We start from the raw sequence: 18,748 nt of genomic DNA, 5'->3' as shown, positions 1-18,748 counted from the left end.
GTCCCGGGCCGGTTCGCGCGCCCCCGAACCGTGCGCTCCGAGCAGCGCGGCGAGCGGATCGCCGCCGTGTTCGACCCGGCTCAGCGCCTGCTTGTAGTCGAGCTGGGCGAGTCCGGGCTCGGCGAGCTCCCGCCAGGTGCGGGGCATCGCGACCATCGGCCGGAACGTGCCGCGCAGGGAATACGGCGTGATCGTGGTCTTCGCAGCGTTGTTCTGGCTCCAGTCCACGAGCACCTTGCCGCCCCTGATCGACTTCTTCATGTCGCTCACCACGAGGTCGGGGTGGTCGGCTTCGAGTGCTCTGGCGAGTTCGTGCGCAACCTGCGAGATCTCGTCGGAGGTATGGGTCAGGTCGAGCGCGGCATACAGGTGGATGCCCTTGCTCCCGCTCGTGACCGGGAGCGGGTCGAGTCCCATATCGCGCAGGATGGCGCGGGCGAGCCTGGCCACCTCTGCGCACTCCGGAAGGGTGACGCCCTCACCGGGGTCGAGGTCGAGCACGAGCCGGTCGGGGTTGCGCCGGCTGCCGTCCCGCCCGAACTGCCACTGCGGAACGTGGAGCTCGAGCGCCGACATCTGCCCGAGCCAGGTCAGGGTCGCGACGTCGTTCACGAGCGGATACACGTTCGTGTGGTCGGTGTGCTCGATCGAGTGGCGCTGCACCCAGCTCGGCGCTGAGTCCTCGAGGTTCTTCTGGAAGAACATCTTCTCCGGCTTCTCCGCCGTGCCGACCCCGTGCACCCAGCGCTTGCGGGTCGCCGCACGGTTCGCGGCGTGCGGCACGAGCACCTCGGCGATCGCGGCGTAGTACCCGAGGACATCCGCCTTTGTGGTGCCGGTCTCGGGGTAGAGCACCTTGTCGAGGTGCGTGAGAGTGATCCGGTGACCGTCGACGGACACGACCTGGCTCGTCGCCTCGTTCATCCGGCCTCCGTTCCGATCGATTCGCCCGGGTTCTCCCGATGCCGTTCCACCAGCATGCCCGCGCACTCCCCGTCCGGCTAGTACGGGCGGCGGATGCGGTGTCTACTGGTTCGCATGAGATCGATCTGGAAAGGCTCCATCACCTTCGGCCTCGTCAACGTGCCCGTCAAGGTCTACAGCGCGACAGAAGACCACGACACCGCGCTGCACCAGGTCCACGACGCCGACGGCGGACGCATCCGCTACCAGCGGCGGTGCTCCCGCTGCGGCCGGATCGTCGACTACGCCCACATCAACAAGGCGTACGACGACGGCGAGAACACGGTCGTGCTCACCGAGGAGGAGCTCCGCAGGCTGCCGGCGGAGAAGAGCAGGGAGATCGACGTCGTCGAGTTCGTGCCGAGCGAGCAGCTCGACCCGATGCTGTTCGAGAAGAGCTACTTCCTGGAACCGGACGGCGCATCGCCCAAGGCGTATGTCCTGCTCCGGCGCGCGCTCGAGGCGAGCGACCGCACCGCGATCGTGCGTTTCGCACTCCGCCAGAAGACCCGGCTCGGCGCGCTCCGGGTGCGCGGTGACGTGCTGCTCCTGCAGGCGCTGCTCTGGAGTGACGAGGTGCGGGAGGCCGACTTCCCCGCCCTGGCCGAATCCACGAAGATCTCGCGGCAGGAGCTCGAACTCTCGGCGGCGCTCGTCGAGTCCTTCGCCTCCGACTTCACCCCCCAGGACTACCGCGACGACTACCAGGACCAGCTCAGGGAGCTGATCGAAGCCAAACTCGCGGCCGGAGAGACCGTCGAGGCGGCCGAGGCAGGGGAGGCGGGGGAGGCCACAGGAGAGGAGTCCGGCGGCGGCGAGGTCCTCGACCTGATGGAGGCGCTCCGGCGCAGCGTCGAGCGCAGCCGGGGAGGAGGGAAGGGCGGCACCGCAGCGGAGGGCGACGACACGGCGCGGCCCGCGAAACGGCGCATTCCGTAGAGCGTCGGCGCATCGGTAGACTCGCACAATGGCAGGGGCGGAAGTACCCATCATCAGTTCCAGGGTTCTGACCCTGCCCAACCTGCTGAGCGCCCTCCGGCTCACCCTCGTCCCGGTCTTCCTCGTCCTGCTCGTCCGCGGCGCGGATGCCTGGGCCCTCCTCGTGCTCCTCGTCGCGAGCCTCACCGACTACCTCGACGGCGTGATCGCGCGGCGCTTCAACCAGATCACCCGGCTCGGCCAGCTCCTCGACCCCGCGGCCGACCGCCTCTACATCTTCGCGGCGCTCCTCGGCCTGGCCTGGCGCGACCTCGTGCCCTGGTGGATCGTCCTCATCGTGATCGGCAGGGACGTCTTCCTGCTCGGCCTCGGGATCGTCCTTGCGAACCACGGCTACGGTCCGCTCCCGGTCAACCTGCTCGGCAAGGCCGCGACCTTCTGCCTCTTTTATGCGCTGCCGCTGATCATGCTCGGCCAGGCTTTCCCGATGCTCGGCTGGTGGTCCCTTCCGATCGGCTGGGCCTTCGGAATCTGGGGGGCATTCCTGTATTGGTGGGCCGGAATCATCTACGCTTTCGAGACGGCCAGGGTGATTCGGATTCCGCGGGCCATACCGCCCATTCGATCGGATACGATTGGGGGGTAGGAGGTGTACCGGTGATTGATTCCAAAAAGCCAGATGAGAGCCAGCGTAAGGCCGCGCCCGAAGAATATTCCGGCACCGACACGACGATGACGTTCAGCCAGGGCTTCGCAGCCCAGCTCGCGGCCGTCGACAACGACGTGACGGCAGAAGAACAGGAAGCGATCTCGGCCCTTCCCTCCGGGTCGGCTCTCCTCGTCGTTCGCCGCGGTCCGAACTCGGGCGCCCGGTTCCTGCTCGATGCCGATGTGACGACCGTCGGTCGGCACCCGCACGCGGACATCTTCCTCGACGACGTGACCGTGTCCCGTCGGCACGCCGAGTTCCTCCGCCACGGAACCTCGTTCGAGGTCAAGGACCTCGTCTCCTTGAACGGCACCTATTTCGAGGGAGTGCGCATCGAAACCGCAGCGCTCCACGACAGGGATGAAGTCCAGGTCGGCAAGTTCCGGCTCACGTTCTACGCCTCGCGACTCGATCTGGCGCCACAGGCGAGCGAGTAGTGGCAGCGTCCTCCGCCCAGGCCAGGCAGCCGGGTGCGACGTCGCTGTTGAGCATCGGACAGGTGCTCGCTCGCCTGACCCCGGATTTTCCCGACCTCACCCCGTCGAAGCTGCGCTTCCTCGAGGAGCAGCGCCTCGTCGCTCCCGCGCGCACCGAATCCGGCTACCGCAAGTTCTGCGCGAGCGACCTCGACCGGCTCCGCCTGATCCTGTCGATGCAGCGCGACCTGTACCTTCCGCTCAAGGTCATCCGGGGCTACCTCGACGACCTCGACGCCGGCAACTCGCCGACGCTGCCCGGGGGAGTGACTCCGGGTCCGTCGATGCTGTCGACCGAACGGCGCCTCAGCCGGGACGAGCTCATCCGCGAGGCCGGGGCATCCGCCGCCCTGCTGCACGACGCCGTGTCCGCCTCGATCATCCTTCCGGCGGAAGTGTACGGTGACGACGCTCTCGGAGTCCTGCGTGCCCTTGTCGAGCTCCAGCACAGCGGGATCGAACCGAGGCACCTGCGCGGCTTCCGCGGCGCGGCAGAACGGGAACTGGGGCTGATCGAGAGCGCCCTGGTGCCGCTGTCCCGACGCAGGGATGCGTCGAGCCGGGCGAAGGCCGCGGAAATGGCCGTCGAAATCGCCGGCAATTTCGAAGTCATCCGCGGCAGCCTGATCCGTTCGGCGCTCGGTCGCCTCACCAGTTAAGCTCGGCCGGATCGCCAGGAAGTCGTAGACTGCTGGAAGCGCCGCCGGACCGAATCCGATCCGGGCGAACCCCACCGATGGCAGTCGTACGACACGCCGACGCGTTCGGGCGGATGTCCGGGCCTGGGTCCAGTACCTCGGTAGCGTTGCATCTGCGGCCGCGCCGCACCCCATTCCGAGAGGCTATCGTATGAGCGAGCTCAGCAAGCGTGACGACGCCTCCCGCTACGGTGACGGACTCCTGTTCACAGACGGCATGCCGGACCTCGATGAGAATTCCGGGTACCGGGGCGCCGTCGCGGCCCGTGCCGCCGGCATCACCTACCGCCAGCTGGACTACTGGGCCCGTACCGAACTCGTCGAACCGACGGTGCGCGGTGCGACCGGCTCCGGCACGCAGCGGCTCTACGGCTTCCGCGACATTCTCGTCCTCAAGCTCGTCAAACGCCTCCTCGACACCGGCATCTCACTCCAGCAGATCCGCACGGCCGTCAACCAGCTCCGCGAGTCCGGGGTCAGCGACCTCGCCCAGACGACGCTCATGAGCGACGGCGCGAGCGTCTATCTCTGCACGTCCAACGACGAGGTCATCGATCTCGTCAGCCGCGGCCAGGGCGTCTTCGGAATCGCCGTCGGCAAGGTCCTGCGCGAGGTCGAGACGACCCTCGTCGAGCTCGACTCCCAGCCGTCCGACCCTTCCGACGAACTCGCCGTCCGCCGCCTCGCCCGCAAGGTCTCCTAACCCACCAGCAGGTCGAGCTCGCCATCAGGACTGGCTCGGTGGCAGGACTCGCTCGGTGGCAAGACGCGCTCGCTGGCAGGACTCGCTCGCCGCAAGGACACCCGCTTTCTCGCGGCCCCCGCGATCGAGGTGCGGAAAAGGCACCTTCGTCCCGCCTGGGAAGGTCTTTCGTCCGCAACCCAGCGCGGAATGTGACCCGGTTTGGGGCGGATCCGCCTAGCGCTGCTCCGCGTATTCGCCGATGCGTGCGGTGCGGAGGATACGGTCGAGCAGCTGGTCGAAGTAGCGGGCCATCTCCTGCGCGCTGTCGCCGGGCCAGGTGTGCAGCGGCTTCGCGGCGCCCTGCGCCTGCTGCAGCGACGTGCGCTCCGGCAGCTGGGGGCTGAGCACGAGCGGTCCGAACATGTCCCGCAGTTCCTTGATCCGGAACTGGTGCTCGAGGGACGCGATCCTGGCACGATTCACGATGATGCCGAGCGGCTGCAGCCGCGGGCTGAGTCCGCGGCGGATCTCCTCGATCGCGCGCAGTGCGCGGTCGGCGGCGGCGACGGAGAACAGCCCGGGCTCTGTGACGACGGCGACGCGGTCGCTCGCCGCCCACGCGGTCCGGGTCAGGGCGTTGAGGGAGGGCGCGCAGTCGATCAGCACCAGGTCGTAGTCCTTCTCGACCGTCGACAGGGCTTCTTCGAGCTTCCAGATGTCGCGGATGCTCGGGTGCGGACCGTCGAAGTTGATGGCGGACGGGCTGCCGATCATGACGTCGATCGTGCCCTGCTGGCCGCGGGTCCAGCCGCTCGGCACGATGGCGGCACGGACGATCTTTTCCTTGGGGGATGCGAGGACGTCGGCGATGTTCAGGTGGCCGGCGACCTCGATGTCCATGCCGGTCGACACGTCCGATTGCGGGTCGATGTCGACGACCAGGGTCCGTACGCCGCGGGCGAAGGCAGCAGACGCCAGACCCAGGGTCACTGTGGTCTTGCCTACTCCTCCCTTGAGGGAGCTAACGCTTAGTACGTGCACAAGTAGATACGTTACCTTCACTAGTCTTAGAGAACCTAACCGCCAGCTGTGTGCCCGTCGCCTCCTGAAAGGTCTGTATGTTCACGAAGATTCTTGTTGCCAACCGCGGAGAAATCGCGATTCGCGCGTTTCGTGCAGCGTATGAACTCGGCGCGAAAACCGTCGCCGTTTATCCGTTCGAAGACCGGAATTCCCTCCATCGCCTGAAGGCGGACGAGGCGTACCAGATCGGCGAACCCGGGCACCCGGTCAGGGCATACCTGACCGTGAGCGAGATCATCCGGGTCGCCGTCGAGAGCGGCGCCGACGCCATTTACCCCGGCTACGGCTTCCTTTCCGAGAACCCCGAGCTCGCACTCGCCGCCCGCGAGGCCGGCATCACCTTCATCGGCCCCGGCGAGCACGTGCTCGAAATGGCCGGAAACAAGGTCACCGCCAAGGAGCACGCGATCGCTGCTGGCGTTCCCGTGCTCAAGTCGAGCGCGCCATCGAAGGACCTCGACGAGCTCATCGCCGCAGCTGCCGACATCGGCTTCCCGATCTTCGCCAAGGCCGTCGCCGGCGGCGGCGGTCGCGGCATGCGCCGCGTCGCGAGCATGGAGGACCTGCGCGGTTCCCTCGAGGAGGCCATGCGCGAGGCCAACAGCGCCTTCGGCGACTCGACCATGTTCCTCGAGCAGGCCGTGCTCCGCCCCCGGCACATCGAAGTGCAGATCCTCGCGGACTCGACCGGCGAAACCGTGCACCTCTTCGAGCGGGACTGCTCCGTGCAGCGTCGCCACCAGAAGGTCATCGAGATCGCGCCGGCCCCGAACCTCAGCGACGAGATCCGTACCCGTCTCTACGCGGATGCCGTGGCTTTCGCCCGCTCCATCGGTTACGTCAACGCGGGCACCGTCGAGTTCCTGCTCGACACCGTCGGGGAGCGCGCAGGCCAGCACGTCTTCATCGAGATGAACCCGCGGATCCAGGTCGAGCACACCGTGACGGAAGAGGTCACAGACGTCGACCTCGTCGTCGCCCAGATCCGCATCGCCGCGGGGGAGACCCTCGCCGAACTCGGGCTCCTCCAGGACCAGATCCACCTGCGCGGTGCCGCGCTCCAGTGCCGCATCACCACCGAGGACCCCACGATGGGGTTCCGGCCGGACACCGGGAAGATCACGACGTATCGCTCACCCGGCGGGGCAGGCATCCGCCTCGACGGTGGAACCATCAACCCGGGCGCGCAGATCAGCCCGCACTTCGACTCGATGCTCGCGAAGCTCACCTGCCGCGGTCGCGACTTCACCGCAGCCGTCACGCGCTCCAAGCGGGCACTCGCCGAGTTCCGCATCCGCGGCGTCTCCACGAACGTCGCCTTCCTCCAGGCCGTCCTGGAAGACCCGGGCTTCGCGGCCGGCGACCTCAGCACCTCCTTCATCGACGAACGGCCAGACCTGCTCCGCGCCCGCGTCTCGAAGGACCGTGGAACGAAGATCCTGAACTGGCTCGCCGACGTCACCGTCAACAAGCCCAACGGGGTCCCGATCACCCTGCTGAACCCGGCAGAGAAGCTTCCGAAGCTCGACCTCAGCGTCCCGGCCCCCGCGGGCTCCCGCCAGCGGCTGCAGCTGCTCGGCCCGGCCGGTTTCGCCGCGGAACTCCGCGCCCAGACCGCACTCGCCGTGACGGACACCACGTTCCGCGACGCCCACCAGTCGCTCCTGGCGACAAGGGTGCGCACGAGGGACCTCGTCGCCGTCGCGCCGTACGTCGCCCGGATGACGCCGGAGCTCCTCTCGATCGAGGCCTGGGGCGGCGCGACCTACGACGTCGCGCTCCGCTTCCTCGGCGAGGACCCGTGGGAACGGCTCGCCGCCCTGCGGGCCGCGCTCCCGAACATCAACGTGCAGATGCTGCTCCGCGGCCGGAACACGGTCGGATACACGCCGTACCCGACCGAGGTCACCGACGCCTTCGTGCGGGAAGCGTCCGACACGGGCGTCGACATCTTCCGGATCTTCGACGCCCTCAACGACGTCTCGCAGATGCGCCCGGCGATCGATGCCGTCCTCGGCACCGGAACGAGCATCGCCGAGGTCGCACTCTGCTACACGGGCGACCTGCTCGACCCCGCGGAGGACCTCTACACGCTCGACTACTACCTGCGCCTCGCGGAGCAGATCGTCGACACCGGCGCGCACATCATCGCGATCAAGGACATGGCCGGGCTGCTTCGCCCGGCGGCCGCGGAGAAGCTCGTCGGAGCGCTCCGCGAGCGCTTCGCGCTCCCGGTGCACGTCCACACCCACGACACTCCCGGCGGCCAGCTCGCGACCCTGCTCGCCGCCGCGCGCGCGGGCGCCGACGCTGTCGACGTCGCGAGCGCACCGATGGCCGGCACCACGAGCCAGCCGTCTGCGTCCTCGCTCGTCGCCGCGCTCGCGCACACCGAACGCGACACCGGCATCTCGCTCAAGGCCGTCTGCGACCTCGAACCGTACTGGGAAGACGTGCGCCGCGTCTACCACCCCTTCGAATCGGGGCTCCGGGCCCCGACCGGGCGGGTCTACAGCCACGAGATCCCCGGTGGCCAGCTCTCCAACCTCCGCACCCAGGCCGTCGCACTCGGCCTCGCCGACGACTTCGAGCTCATCGAGGACATGTACGCCGCCGCGAACCAGATCCTCGGCCGCGTTCCCAAGGTCACGCCCTCGTCCAAGGTCGTCGGCGACCTCGCCCTCTATCTCGCCGCCGTCCGCGCCGACCCGGAGGACTTCGCCGCGAACCCGGGCAACTACGACGTGCCAGACTCGGTGATCGGCTTCATGGCCGGCGAACTGGGCGACCTGCCCGGCGGCTGGCCGGAGCCCTTCCGCAGCAAGGTGCTCGCCGGTCGCAGCATCCACATCGGCGTCACCGAGCTGACAGCACCCGAGCGCGAGGCGCTCGACGGCGACAGCCTGACCCGTCGCTCGATGCTCAACCAGCTGCTCTTCCCCGGACCGACCCGCCAGTTCGAGCAGATCCGCGAGCTGTTCGGCGACCTCTCCGTCGTCGACACCGTCGACTACCTCAACGGGCTGCAGCAGGGTATCGAACACTCGGTCGAGATCGACAAGGGCGTTCGCCTCTACGTCGGACTCGAGGCGATCGGCGAGGCGGACGACAAGGGCATGCGCACCGTCATGACCACGCTCAACGGCCAGCTGCGCCCCGTGTTCGTGCGCGACCGCGGCATCACCGTGAGCACCAAGGCCGCCGAGAAAGCGGATGCGAACCGGCCGGGCCAGGTCGCGGCTCCCTTCTCCGGGGTGGTCACCCTGCAGGTCGAGGAAGGCGCGATCGTCGAGGCCGGCCAGACCGTCGCATCCATCGAAGCCATGAAAATGGAGGCGGCCATCACCTCCCCGATCGCCGGTGTCGTCGAGCGGGTGGCGATCCCGAAGACGCAGCAGGTGGACGCCGGCGACCTCCTCGTGGTGGTGCGCCCGCGCTAGGCTGAAGGTCGATCGGCCGTCGCCCACCGTGGCGCCGGCCGGCCGGGGGCCCAGGCCGGGCCGACATTTTCACGACGAAGGGACGGACTGTGGTGCCGGAAAAGCGCACGGATACCGGAATCTCTTCGACGGGCGGCGGAGACGCGCAGCCCGGTGACGAGTACAACAGCGAGCTGCCGCCGCACACGATCGACAACCTCGCCGCTGCGCTGCCGGCAGGGCTCGCAGCCGCACCCCTCGCGTCGCCGGCGCTCGGGAGTACCGGCCCCGAAGGCGGGGGCGATGCTGGCCGCCCCGCGACGCACACCATCGAGATCAACACCGGGCCGGGCATCCGGGTCCCGGCCGGCGACCGCGTGACCCGGAACGACCGCGCCGACCGGGGTGAGCGCCTCGGCGCCGCCGCAGCAGGGGCCGTGCAGTCCCTCTCCGGCCCTGCGCAGACCGGTCCGGCGGATGCCGGGGCGCAGTCCCGCAGGGAGCGCCTGCGTCCCGATGGCGGCACCGTCCCGGAATCGGCGGCCATGCTCACGTCGGAACGCCTGCTCGCGGTCAATCGCCGCACCCAGCCGCCGCCCCACGGAGGCTGGAACGCCTTCGTCTACGCCGCGACGCTGCACCTCGTGAACCTCGGCGACTCGGCGAAGGTCCGCGCCCACAAGGACATGGACGCCCTGATCCGCAAGGAGTTCGACGGCGGCACCCGGTTCGTGCCGATCCTCACCCGCAAGGGCGGTGTCGGCAAGACCACGGTCACGGCCCTGCTCGGCATGGCCCTCGCCGACGCACGCGAAGACCGCATCATCGCCGTCGACGCCAACCCCGACCGCGGCACCCTCTCCGAACGGGTCAGCAAGCAGACGAGGTCGACCGTGCGCGACGTCGTCACGAAGGCCGCGTCCATCGGTGGCTTCACCGACTTCTCCACCCTCGTCTCCCGCGACGCGACCCGGCTCGACATCCTCGCCTCCGACACAGACCCGCTCCTGTCCGAAGCCTTCGACGAGGACGACTACAACGTGGTGGCCGACCTCGCGGCCCGGTACTACTCGATCATGCTCACCGATTGCGGCACCGGGATCGTGCACTCCGTGATGCGGGCGACCCTGCAGCGTGCTGACTCGATCGTGGTCGTCTCCGGAGGCAGCGTCGACGAAGCCAGGCTCGCCTCTGAGACCCTGACCTGGCTCGACGCCAACGGCTACGGCGACCTCGTCCGCAACTCGATCGTCGCGCTCAACACCGCGACCCAGGGCACCAACCTCGTGAAACTCGAGGAGATCGAGTCGCACTTCCGGTCGAGGGTCCGCGAGATCGTGCGTATCCCCTACGACCCGCAACTGGCGGCGGGGAGCGTGATCTCGTGGGAGGACCTGAAACCGATCACCCGGCTTGCCGCCCGCACCCTTGCTGCTCTCGTGGTCGAGGGCCTTCCTGCCCACCGCGGCGCGTGAAGCGCACCCGGTCAACCGACGTGCCCGTACCAACTGACTTGGAGTATTCCTGTGCCTGAGCGCCAGATCCGTCTCTTCGGAGATCCCGTTTTGAAGACCGTGTCCGCGCCGATCGAGATCATCGACGACCGGGTCACCCGGCTCGTCGTCGATCTCCTCGACAGCGTGCGCCTGCCCGGCCGCGCCGGCGTCGCCGCTGCCCAGATCGGCGTCAACCTGCGCGCGTTCAGTTACAACGTCGATGGCGTGATCGGGTACATCCTGAACCCCGTCGTCGTCGAGGTATCCGGCGAGCCCGCCCTCGTCGAAGAGGGCTGCCTGTCCGTTCCCGGCCTGTGGTACCCCACCAAGCGGTACCCGTTCGCGAGGGTCACCGGAACCGACCTCGCCGGCGAGCCCGTCGAACTCGCCGGCGACGGGCTGATGGCCCAGGCCCTGCAGCACGAGACCGACCACCTCGACGGTTTCCTCTACATCGACAAGCTCGACAAGGAGAACCGCCGGGCGGCCATGAAGGAGATCCGCGAGTCGGACTGGTTCTGACCGACCGTCAGCGCACGACCGGGTTCTGCTCGGTGACGACGGGCACGCCCTGGTACATGCCCTCGATGGTCGCGGAGAAGTCCCGCATGATCACGTCGCGCTTGATGCTGAGCTTCGGCGTGAGATAGCCGTTGTCCTCGGTGAGCTCGACGGTGAGGATCACGAACTTGCGGATCGACTCCGCACGCGACACGTGGGAGTTGGCGTGGTCGATGGCACGCTGCACCTCGGCGAGCACCGCAGGATTGACGGCCGCCTCGGCAAGTGACATCGAGGCATCCTCGCCGTTGTTGTGCAGCCAGACCGCGAGCATGTCGGGGTCGAGTGTGACGAGCGCAGCGATGAAGGGCTTGCGGTCCCCGACGACGATGACCTGGCCGACGAGGGGGTTGGAGCGGATCGGGTCCTCGAGCGCGGCAGGGGCGACGTTCTTGCCGCCCGCCGTGACGATGATCTCCTTCTTGCGTGCCGTGATGGTGACGAAGCCGTCCGCGTCGAAGTCGCCGATGTCGCCCGTGCGGAACCAGCCGTCGTCGAAGGCGGCCTGGGTCGCCTCCGGGTTGTGCCAGTACTCCTTGAAGACGTTGACGCCCTTCACCTCGATCTCGCCGTCGTCCATGATGCGGATCGAGACGCCGGGGATGGGAGGGCCGACGGTACCGACCTTGAACTGGTCTGTGCGGCCGACCGTCGCAGGGGCCGTGGTCTCGGTGAGCCCGTAGCCCTCGAGGATCTTGATGCCGAGGCTGTGGTAGAAGTGGCCGAGGAACTCGCCGAGGGGAGCGGAGCCGGAGACGGCGTAGCGCACCTTCCCGCCCATGGCCGTGCGGAGCTTGCTGTAGACGAGACGGTCGAAGATCGCGAACCGGATCTTCATCGAGAGGCTCACCGGGGTTCCCTCGGCGAGTGCCTTGGAGTGCTTGACGGCGAGGTGCGCGGCCGCCTCGAAGATCTTGCCGCGACCGGCGGCCTCTGCCTTCTGCTCCGCCGAGTTGTAGACCTTCTCGAACACCCGCGGAACCGCGAGAAGGAACGTCGGCTTGAAGGTCGCGAGCGCAGGCAGCAACTGCCGGGTGTCCGGCTGGTGGCCGACCCGCACGTTCCCGTGCACGCACAGCACGGCGATGAACCGGGCGAAGACGTGCGCGGTCGTGATGAACAGCAGGGTGGATGCGCCGTCCTCGTGGGTGAGGACGTCCGAGAGGGCGACGCCCGCGTTCCGGGAGGTCTCGACGAAGTTGGAGTGCGTGAGCACGCACCCCTTCGGCCGTCCGGTGGTTCCTGCGGTGTAGATCAGGGTCGCGATGTCTGCGCCGGTCGCGAGGTGGCGGCGGCGCTCGATCTCGGCATCCGGAACGTTGACGCCTCCGGCGACGATCTTCGCCAGGTCGCCGAGGTCGATCTGCCAGACGGTTCCGATGTTCGGAAGGTCGGGGTGCACCTCGTCGAACTTGGCGAAGTGGTCTGCGGTCTCGAGGATCACGGCGGCGGCGCCGGAGTCGCCGAGGATCCACTGCATCTGGGTGGGAGAGCTGGTCTCGTAGACCGGGACCAGGACGGCGCCGGCGTACCAGGTCGCGAAGTCGATCAGGGTCCACTCGTAGCGCGTCTTGCACATCAGGCCGATTTTGTCGCCGGGTTCGATGCCTGCTGCGACGAGCCCCTTGGCGAGGCCAACGACCTGACGGTGGAATTCGGATGTGGTCACGGGAGCCCAGCCGGCACCGCGGGGAACCGAGAAAAGCACGGAATCCGGGGTCGCGGCGAGGCGATCTGCGAGGAGGTCGGTGATGTTCGCCCCTGGATCGGCAGGGACGACTGCGGGCATATCGAACTGTTTCACGGCAACTCCTCTGGTACCGGGCGGATGTGCACACTCTAGCCGGGCGGAATGCGGAGCAGTCGTTTCGACTCGCAGCGCCGCGGCTCAGTACACTCTAGAGGGACGCCTCAGCATAAGTGTGTGCTGAGCTGGGCGGATGCCCGAGACTATCTACGAAAGAGGCCGGCTGTGCACGCCATTGGAATCGACATCGGCGGCACGAAGATAGCTGGAGCCCTGGTCGACGAGTTCGGCACCATTCTCCGTTCCGAGCGCACGCCCACAACGGCGGGGGACCCGCGCGCCATCGAAGACGCCGTCGTCGAGATGATCCAGAAACTCGCCGTCGGAGAGGACGTCATCGCGGCCGGCGTGGCAGCTGCCGGCTTCATCGACTCCGCGCAGTCCACGGTGTACTACGCCCCCAACATCAACTGGCGCAACGAACCGCTCCGGGCGACCCTCGAGGAGCGGCTCAACCTCCCGATCCTGATCGAGAACGACGCGAACGCGGCCGGTTGGGCCGAATTCTGCTTCGGTGCCGGCCAGGTCTACAGCGACATGGTCACGCTGACCATCGGCACCGGTGTCGGCGGCGCGATCGTTTCCAACGACCGCCTGTTCCGCGGCGGCTTCGGCTGCGGCGCAGAGCTCGGCCACGTGCGCATCGTCCCGGACGGCCTGCCGTGCGGCTGCGGTGCCCAGGGCTGCATCGAGCAGTACGGCTCTGGCAGGGCCCTGCTCCGCATCGCCAACTCCCTTGCGGATGCCGGCGGTATCGGCCTCGGCCTCGCATCCGCCCGTGACCGCAAGGGCAAGCTCAGCGGCAAGGACGTCGGCCGCCTGATCCAGGACGGCGACCCGGGGGCACTCGCGGCCCTCCGCCAGCTCGGCGACGCGCTCGGCCAGGCCTGCGCCTCGCTCGCGGCCGTGCTCGACCCGCAGATCTTCGTCTTCGGCGGGGGAGTCGCCGACGCCGGCGAGCTGCTCCTCGAACCGATTCGCACCGCGTACCTCGAAAACCTTCCGGCACGGGGCTACCATCCCGAAGCGGAATTCGCGATTGCCCAACTCGTCAACGATGCCGGAGTTGTCGGCGCTGCAGACCTGGCGCGGAAGCACGTCTTCCCGATCTAGGCTGTGCCCGACCCAAGAAGAGAGCGACCGATGTTCTACTGGATCATGAAAAACATTGTCGTCGGACCCCTCCTACTGGGGCTCTTCCGGCCGTGGGTGGTGGGCCTCGAGAACATTCCCAAGACAGGGGGAGTCATCCTCGCGAGCAATCACCTCTCGTTCATCGACTCGGTGTTCCTGCCGCTCGTGGTGCCGCGCCGGGTGATCTTCCTCGCCAAGAGCGAATACTTCACCGGAACCGGGCTCAAGGGCTGGGCGACGAAGCAGTTCTTCAAGGCGACCGGTCAGCTCCCCATCGACCGCTCGGGCGGCAAGGCCTCCGAGGACTCGCTCAACACTGGCCTGCGGGTCCTCTCCGGCGGCGGCGTGCTCGGCATCTACCCGGAGGGCACCCGCAGCCCCGACGCGAAGATGTACCGAGGCCGCACCGGGGTGGCCCGGATGCTCCTCGAGGCCGGGGTGCCCGTCGTTCCCGTTGCGATGATCGACACCGAGAAGGCCATGCCGACCGGCACGAGGATCCCGAAGATCCGCCGGATCGGGATCGTGATCGGAAAACCCCTCGACTTCAGCCGCTTCGAGGGGCTGGAGGGGGACAGGTTCGTGCTCCGCAGCGTGACCGACGAGCTGATGTACGAGCTCCAGGCCCTCAGCAAGCAGGAGTACGTCGACGTGTACGCCACGAGCGTGAAAGAAAAGCGCGCCAGTCTTTCGCGATAAGATCGCGTATCCCTTCCCGGCTCTTCCAGCCAGTCCCCTGGCGCGCACTCCGCGCGCCAACCAAGAGAAAACAGAGATAGTCCTGTGGTAGACACTACCGAACCCGTCGTTGTGGCCGATGAAGCTGTGATCGCCGGTCTGGACTATTGGCGCACTCTTCCCATCAAGCAGCAGCCGACGTGGCCGGACGCAGGCGCCGTCGCAGCGGCATCCGCCGAACTGTCGACGCAGCCGCCCCTGGTCTTCGCCGGCGAGGTCGACATCCTGCGCGACCGGCTCGCCCAGGCCGCCGCAGGGCACGCGTTCCTGCTCCAGGGCGGCGACTGCGCGGAGACCTTCAGCGGTGCGACCGCCGAGCAGATCCGGAACCGGGTCAAGACCGTGCTGCAGATGGCCGTCGTGCTCACCTACGGCGCCTCGATGCCCGTGATCAAGATGGGCCGGATGGCCGGCCAGTTCGCGAAGCCGCGCTCGAGCGACTTCGAGACCCGCGGCGGCGTCACCCTGCCTGCCTACCGCGGCGACATCGTCAACGGCTACGACTTCACCCCCGAATCCCGCGAGGCAGACCCTGCCCGACTGGTCAAGGGGTACCACACGGCCGCGTCGACGCTCAACCTGATCCGTGCGTTCACCCAGGGTGGTTTCGCCGACCTGCGCCAGGTGCACAGCTGGAACCAGGGCTTCGCCGCGAACCCCGCGAACCAGCGCTACGAGAAGGTGGCCAAGGAGATCGACCGGGCCATCAAGTTCATGATCGCGTGCGGTGCTGACTTCGAGGCGATGCGTCGCACCGAGTTCTACACGAGCCACGAGGGCCTGTTGATGGACTACGAGCGCCCGATGACCAGGATCGACTCCCGCACCGGAACCCCGTACAACACCTCAGCGCACTTCATCTGGATCGGTGAGCGCACCCGCGACCTCGACGGCGCCCACGTCGACTTCCTGTCCCGGGTGCGGAACCCGATCGGGGTCAAGCTCGGCCCGAGCACCTCGGCAGACGACATGCTGCGCCTCGTCGACAAGCTCGACCCGAACCGCGAGCCCGGCCGCCTCACCTTCATCACCCGGATGGGAGCAGGCAAGGTGCGCGACGCGCTCCCGCCGCTCCTCGAGGCGATCAAGGCGAGCGAGGCCAAGCCGCTCTGGATCACGGACCCGATGCACGGCAACGGCGTGACCACGCCGACCGGGTACAAGACGCGTCGTTTCGACGACGTCGTCGACGAGGTCCGCGGCTTCTTCGAGGCCCACCGCGCGGTCGGAACCCACCCGGGCGGCGTGCACGTCGAGCTCACCGGCGACGACGTCACCGAGTGCCTCGGCGGCTCGGAGCACATCGACGAGGCCGACCTCGCGACCCGCTACGAATCGCTCTGCGACCCGCGGCTCAACCACATGCAGTCCCTCGAGCTCGCCTTCCTCGTCGCCGAGGAGCTCGCAGCCCGCTGACCCGCAGGCATCCCGCCAGAGTGCCGCCGTACCCGCCGAGATCACCCGGCAGGGCGGCGGCACTCGGCGCATCCGGCGCCTCTCGAGGTCTGAGCGGATGCCGCGCTCCCGGAACAGGGACGCGCGCCCGCCGCGCCGCTGCGCGCCAGGCATGCCGGCAGCGGAACAGCGCATCTGGCGCGACGGTTGCATCGAGCGGACGCATGGTGATGGACACACGGCGCGCGAATCAGGCGGAGAAGCTGATCTTGACCTTTGACTTTGGCGGAACGAGCGTTCCCGCAGCTGGGTCCGTCTTCGTCACGATGAAGAAGGAGCCGGCCCCCGGCGTATCCGCAAAGAGGTTGTAGTCGAGCGTGAGGCCCGCTGCCTCGAGTATCTTCTTGGCGTCGGTCCAGTTCTTGCCGACGACATCCGGAATCGGGATCGGCGCGGGGCCCTTCGACGTCGTGAGCACGTAGGTGTCTCCGGCGCGGACCGGGCCGTCCTTCTGGGGAGCGGCGCTGACCACGTCTCCCTCGTCGATCGTGTCGCTGTAGACGGAGTCGCCGGTGGTGGCGAGCAGGCCCTTGTCCTTCAACAGCGACGTCGCCGTGTTCACCGACTTGCCGGAGACGTTCGGCACCGAGCCGAGCGAGGCGACGAGGTTGACCTTCATGCCTTCGAAGTACGGGCCGCCCTGGGAGACCTCGGTGCCATCGCTCTCCCGGGTCGCCGACATGACGATGCCGGCGGCGACCTCGCCGGAGAAGACCTGGTCCACCGTGCCGATCGCGGCGTTCAGCCCCGTGACAGCGGAGGACGCGGCATCCGTGGTGAGGCCGGCGAGCGGGGGAAGCGTGATCGGCTGCGGCCCCTGCGAGACGTAGAGCGTGACCGCGTTGCCCTTCTTCACGTGGCCGCCTTCGCCGGGGTCGGTGCTCGCGACCAGTCCTGCCGCAATGGTTCCGCTGTATTGCTGCGCGAGAGCGGACTGGAGTCCGAGTTCGGCGAGCTGGGCGGCGGCGGCGTCCGGGGCGACGGAGACGAGTGACGGCACCTCGACCTGTGACCCGGGGCCGCTGCCGAAGTACCAGCCGGTGCCCGTGCCGAGGCCGGCGAGCAGGAGAACGAGCGCGAAGAGCCAGTACCCGCGTACCTTGCGGCGTCGGGTCTTCGTGCTGAGGAGTTCCGCGTCCTTCGGCGGCTTCACGACGGGCGCGGGCAGCACGGTCGTCGCACCGGGGGCCTGCGCCTGCGCCGCGGCGCCGAAGATCATGGTGTCGGCATCGGCCTGGGCGGCCGCCGCACCGCTCGGCATCAGCAGGGTCTGCTGCACTCCGGTTTCGCCGTCGAAGGGGCGCATCTGCTTCTCGACGTCGAGGAGCTGGTCGAGCATGACCTTCGCGTCCCGGGGGCGCTGCTCGGGGTCCCTGGCGGTCGCCCAGCTCACGAGCTCGTCGAGTTCGTGCGGGACGGTCATGACGCGCAGGCTCGGCATCGGCACCGTGTCATTGGCGTGCTGGTATGCGATCTGCATCGGAGCCTCGCCGACGTACGGCTGTTCGCCGGTGAGCATCTCGTAGGTCATGATCCCGAGGGCGTAGATGTCGCTGCGCGCATCGGCGATACCGCGCGTGACGAGCTCGGGGGAGAGGTAGGCGATCGTGCCGAGCAGCGCCTGCCCGGTTGCGGTGTTGTTGTTCGCGGCGCGGGCGAGCCCGAAGTCGCCGATCTTGATCCGCCCGTCATCGGCGAGCAGCACGTTCTCGGGTTTCAGGTCGCGGTGCACGATGCCGGCCTTGTGCGCTGCGGCGAGGCCGGACAGCACCGCCTCGAGGATGTCGATGGTCTGTTCGCTCGTGAGGCGCCCGTAGTCCTTGAGCAGGTCGCGCAGCGTGATGCCCGGCAGGTACTCCATCACGAGGTACGCCATGTCGGCGTCCTGGCCCTGGTCGTAGACGTTGACGACGTTCGGGTGGGCGAGGCGCGCAGCCGAACGGGCCTCCTGGACGAACCGCGCCTTGAAGGCATTGTCGTCGGCAAGGTGGCCGTGCATCACCTTGAGCGCCACCCGGCGCTCGAGGCGCAGGTCGGTGGCGAGGTAAACGGTCGCCATTCCGCCACGGGCGATGCGAGAGCGCACCTGATATCGGCCGTCTATCAGACGGCCGATCATCGGATCGGCAGGACTATCGCTCACCAGTCGAGTCTAGGGAGAAGCGGGCAGATCCGCTGCTGGACACTCGCACGGCACGGCTGATCAGCCGAGTTCGGAGAGCCAGGAACGGGCAGAGGTCTCCCACTTCGCGTAGTAGTCGGGGAAGGCGGAGAGTTGTACGGCCTGCGCCGCCTGGGTGACGGAGAGTCCGTCCCAGCCGGGAATGTCGAGCAGCCCCCTGGTGACCCCGGGGTTCGGGTTTCCGGCGCCGCCGAAGAACGCCTGGCTCGCCCGGACCGGGTCCATCACCTGGTCCGGCGACCCCCACCCCTTGCCTGGGCGCTGCTGGAAGAGTCCGAGTGAGTCCCGGTCGCCGTAGTGGACGTTCCGCAGTCCCGATTCCTGGGCGGCGGCGACGAGGGCGACGGCGATCCACCACGCGTCCCAGTTGAGCGAGAACATCCAGCGCCACGCCACGTAGTTG

At 68.1% G+C, this 18,748-nt stretch carries 15 protein-coding genes and 1 pseudogene; 11 read left to right on the top strand and 5 right to left on the bottom strand.

Annotation, left to right across the window (positions count from 1 at the left end; all coding sequences use genetic code 11):
* A partial coding sequence (ligD, locus tag QN345_RS06315) for a non-homologous end-joining DNA ligase (protein WP_323508510.1) occupies positions 1-924 on the bottom strand: 924 nt, incomplete at its 3' end.
* A 114-nt stretch (positions 925-1,038) separates the two neighbouring features.
* On the opposite strand from ligD, the gene QN345_RS06310 reads away from it, so the two are divergent.
* The 5 genes from QN345_RS06310 (at position 1,039) to QN345_RS06290 (ending at position 4,488) form a co-directional block, all read left to right on the top strand.
* The gene (locus QN345_RS06310) at positions 1,039-1,902 is read left to right on the top strand and encodes a Ku protein (protein WP_322189662.1); all 864 of its coding nucleotides are present in this window, start codon (positions 1,039-1,041) and stop codon (positions 1,900-1,902) included.
* Positions 1,903-1,930: 28 nt separating this feature from the next.
* Positions 1,931-2,548: a CDP-alcohol phosphatidyltransferase family protein gene (locus QN345_RS06305; RefSeq protein WP_134446115.1), complete on the top strand. Its 618-nt coding sequence runs from the start codon at positions 1,931-1,933 to the stop codon at positions 2,546-2,548.
* A gap of 86 nt (positions 2,549-2,634) precedes the next feature.
* Positions 2,635-3,048, top strand: a complete 414-nt coding sequence (locus QN345_RS06300) for an FHA domain-containing protein (RefSeq protein WP_134446136.1) — start codon at positions 2,635-2,637, stop codon at positions 3,046-3,048.
* Positions 3,048-3,746 carry a MerR family transcriptional regulator gene (locus tag QN345_RS06295; RefSeq protein WP_134446114.1) on the top strand — a complete coding sequence of 233 codons (699 nt, stop codon included), beginning with the start codon at positions 3,048-3,050 and terminating at the stop codon, positions 3,744-3,746. The genes QN345_RS06300 and QN345_RS06295 overlap by 1 nt, the downstream gene beginning before the upstream one ends.
* Before the next feature lie 190 nt (positions 3,747-3,936).
* Positions 3,937-4,488, top strand: coding sequence for a MerR family transcriptional regulator (locus QN345_RS06290; RefSeq protein ID WP_134446113.1), 552 nt, complete (start codon positions 3,937-3,939; stop codon positions 4,486-4,488).
* A gap of 216 nt (positions 4,489-4,704) precedes the next feature.
* Here QN345_RS06290 and QN345_RS06285 read toward each other — a convergent pair whose 3' ends face one another.
* Positions 4,705-5,511, bottom strand: a complete 807-nt coding sequence (locus QN345_RS06285; RefSeq protein WP_134446112.1) for a ParA family protein — start codon at positions 5,509-5,511, stop codon at positions 4,705-4,707.
* Between the two features lie 77 nt (positions 5,512-5,588).
* Between QN345_RS06285 and QN345_RS06280 the strand changes: the two genes are divergently transcribed.
* The 3 genes from QN345_RS06280 to def all read left to right on the top strand — a co-directional run bounded on the left by QN345_RS06280 (position 5,589) and on the right by def (position 10,990).
* Positions 5,589-8,993 (top strand): pyruvate carboxylase, encoded by a 3,405-nt coding sequence (locus QN345_RS06280; RefSeq protein WP_134446111.1) that lies wholly within the window; start codon positions 5,589-5,591, stop codon positions 8,991-8,993.
* An 89-nt stretch (positions 8,994-9,082) separates the two neighbouring features.
* Positions 9,083-10,447, top strand: coding sequence for a MinD/ParA family protein (locus tag QN345_RS06275; RefSeq protein ID WP_322189663.1), 1,365 nt, complete (start codon positions 9,083-9,085; stop codon positions 10,445-10,447).
* A gap of 51 nt (positions 10,448-10,498) precedes the next feature.
* Positions 10,499-10,990: a peptide deformylase gene (def, locus tag QN345_RS06270; RefSeq protein ID WP_134446110.1), complete on the top strand. Its 492-nt coding sequence runs from the start codon at positions 10,499-10,501 to the stop codon at positions 10,988-10,990.
* Positions 10,991-10,997: 7 nt separating this feature from the next.
* Here the strand turns inward: def and QN345_RS06265 are convergent, their stop codons facing one another.
* Positions 10,998-12,833: an AMP-dependent synthetase/ligase gene (locus QN345_RS06265; protein ID WP_134446109.1), complete on the bottom strand. Its 1,836-nt coding sequence runs from the start codon at positions 12,831-12,833 to the stop codon at positions 10,998-11,000.
* Between the two features lie 168 nt (positions 12,834-13,001).
* On the opposite strand from QN345_RS06265, the gene QN345_RS06260 reads away from it, so the two are divergent.
* The 3 genes from QN345_RS06260 (at position 13,002) to QN345_RS06250 (ending at position 16,124) form a co-directional block, all read left to right on the top strand.
* Positions 13,002-13,949: an ROK family glucokinase gene (locus tag QN345_RS06260; protein ID WP_134446108.1), complete on the top strand. Its 948-nt coding sequence runs from the start codon at positions 13,002-13,004 to the stop codon at positions 13,947-13,949.
* Positions 13,950-13,979: 30 nt separating this feature from the next.
* Positions 13,980-14,669: a lysophospholipid acyltransferase family protein gene (locus tag QN345_RS06255; RefSeq protein ID WP_134446107.1), complete on the top strand. Its 690-nt coding sequence runs from the start codon at positions 13,980-13,982 to the stop codon at positions 14,667-14,669.
* Between the two features lie 84 nt (positions 14,670-14,753).
* Complete coding sequence (locus tag QN345_RS06250) at positions 14,754-16,124, top strand: class II 3-deoxy-7-phosphoheptulonate synthase (RefSeq protein WP_370295004.1); 1,371 nt, start codon at positions 14,754-14,756, stop codon at positions 16,122-16,124.
* 229 nt (positions 16,125-16,353) lie between these two features.
* On the opposite strand, the gene pknB is transcribed toward QN345_RS06250, so the two are convergent.
* Positions 16,354-18,306 (bottom strand): Stk1 family PASTA domain-containing Ser/Thr kinase, encoded by a 1,953-nt coding sequence (gene pknB / locus QN345_RS06245; protein ID WP_134446106.1) that lies wholly within the window; start codon positions 18,304-18,306, stop codon positions 16,354-16,356.
* 60 nt (positions 18,307-18,366) lie between these two features.
* Positions 18,367-18,748 (bottom strand): annotated as a pseudogene (locus QN345_RS06240) (hypothetical protein); the annotation flags it as partial.

The organism is Cryobacterium sp. 10I1, from assembly GCF_035019805.1.
GTDB lineage: Bacteria > Actinomycetota > Actinomycetes > Actinomycetales > Microbacteriaceae > Cryobacterium > Cryobacterium glucosi.
The sequence above is the reverse complement of the archived record's forward strand: the minus strand, read 5'-3'. Positions and strand labels throughout refer to the sequence as shown.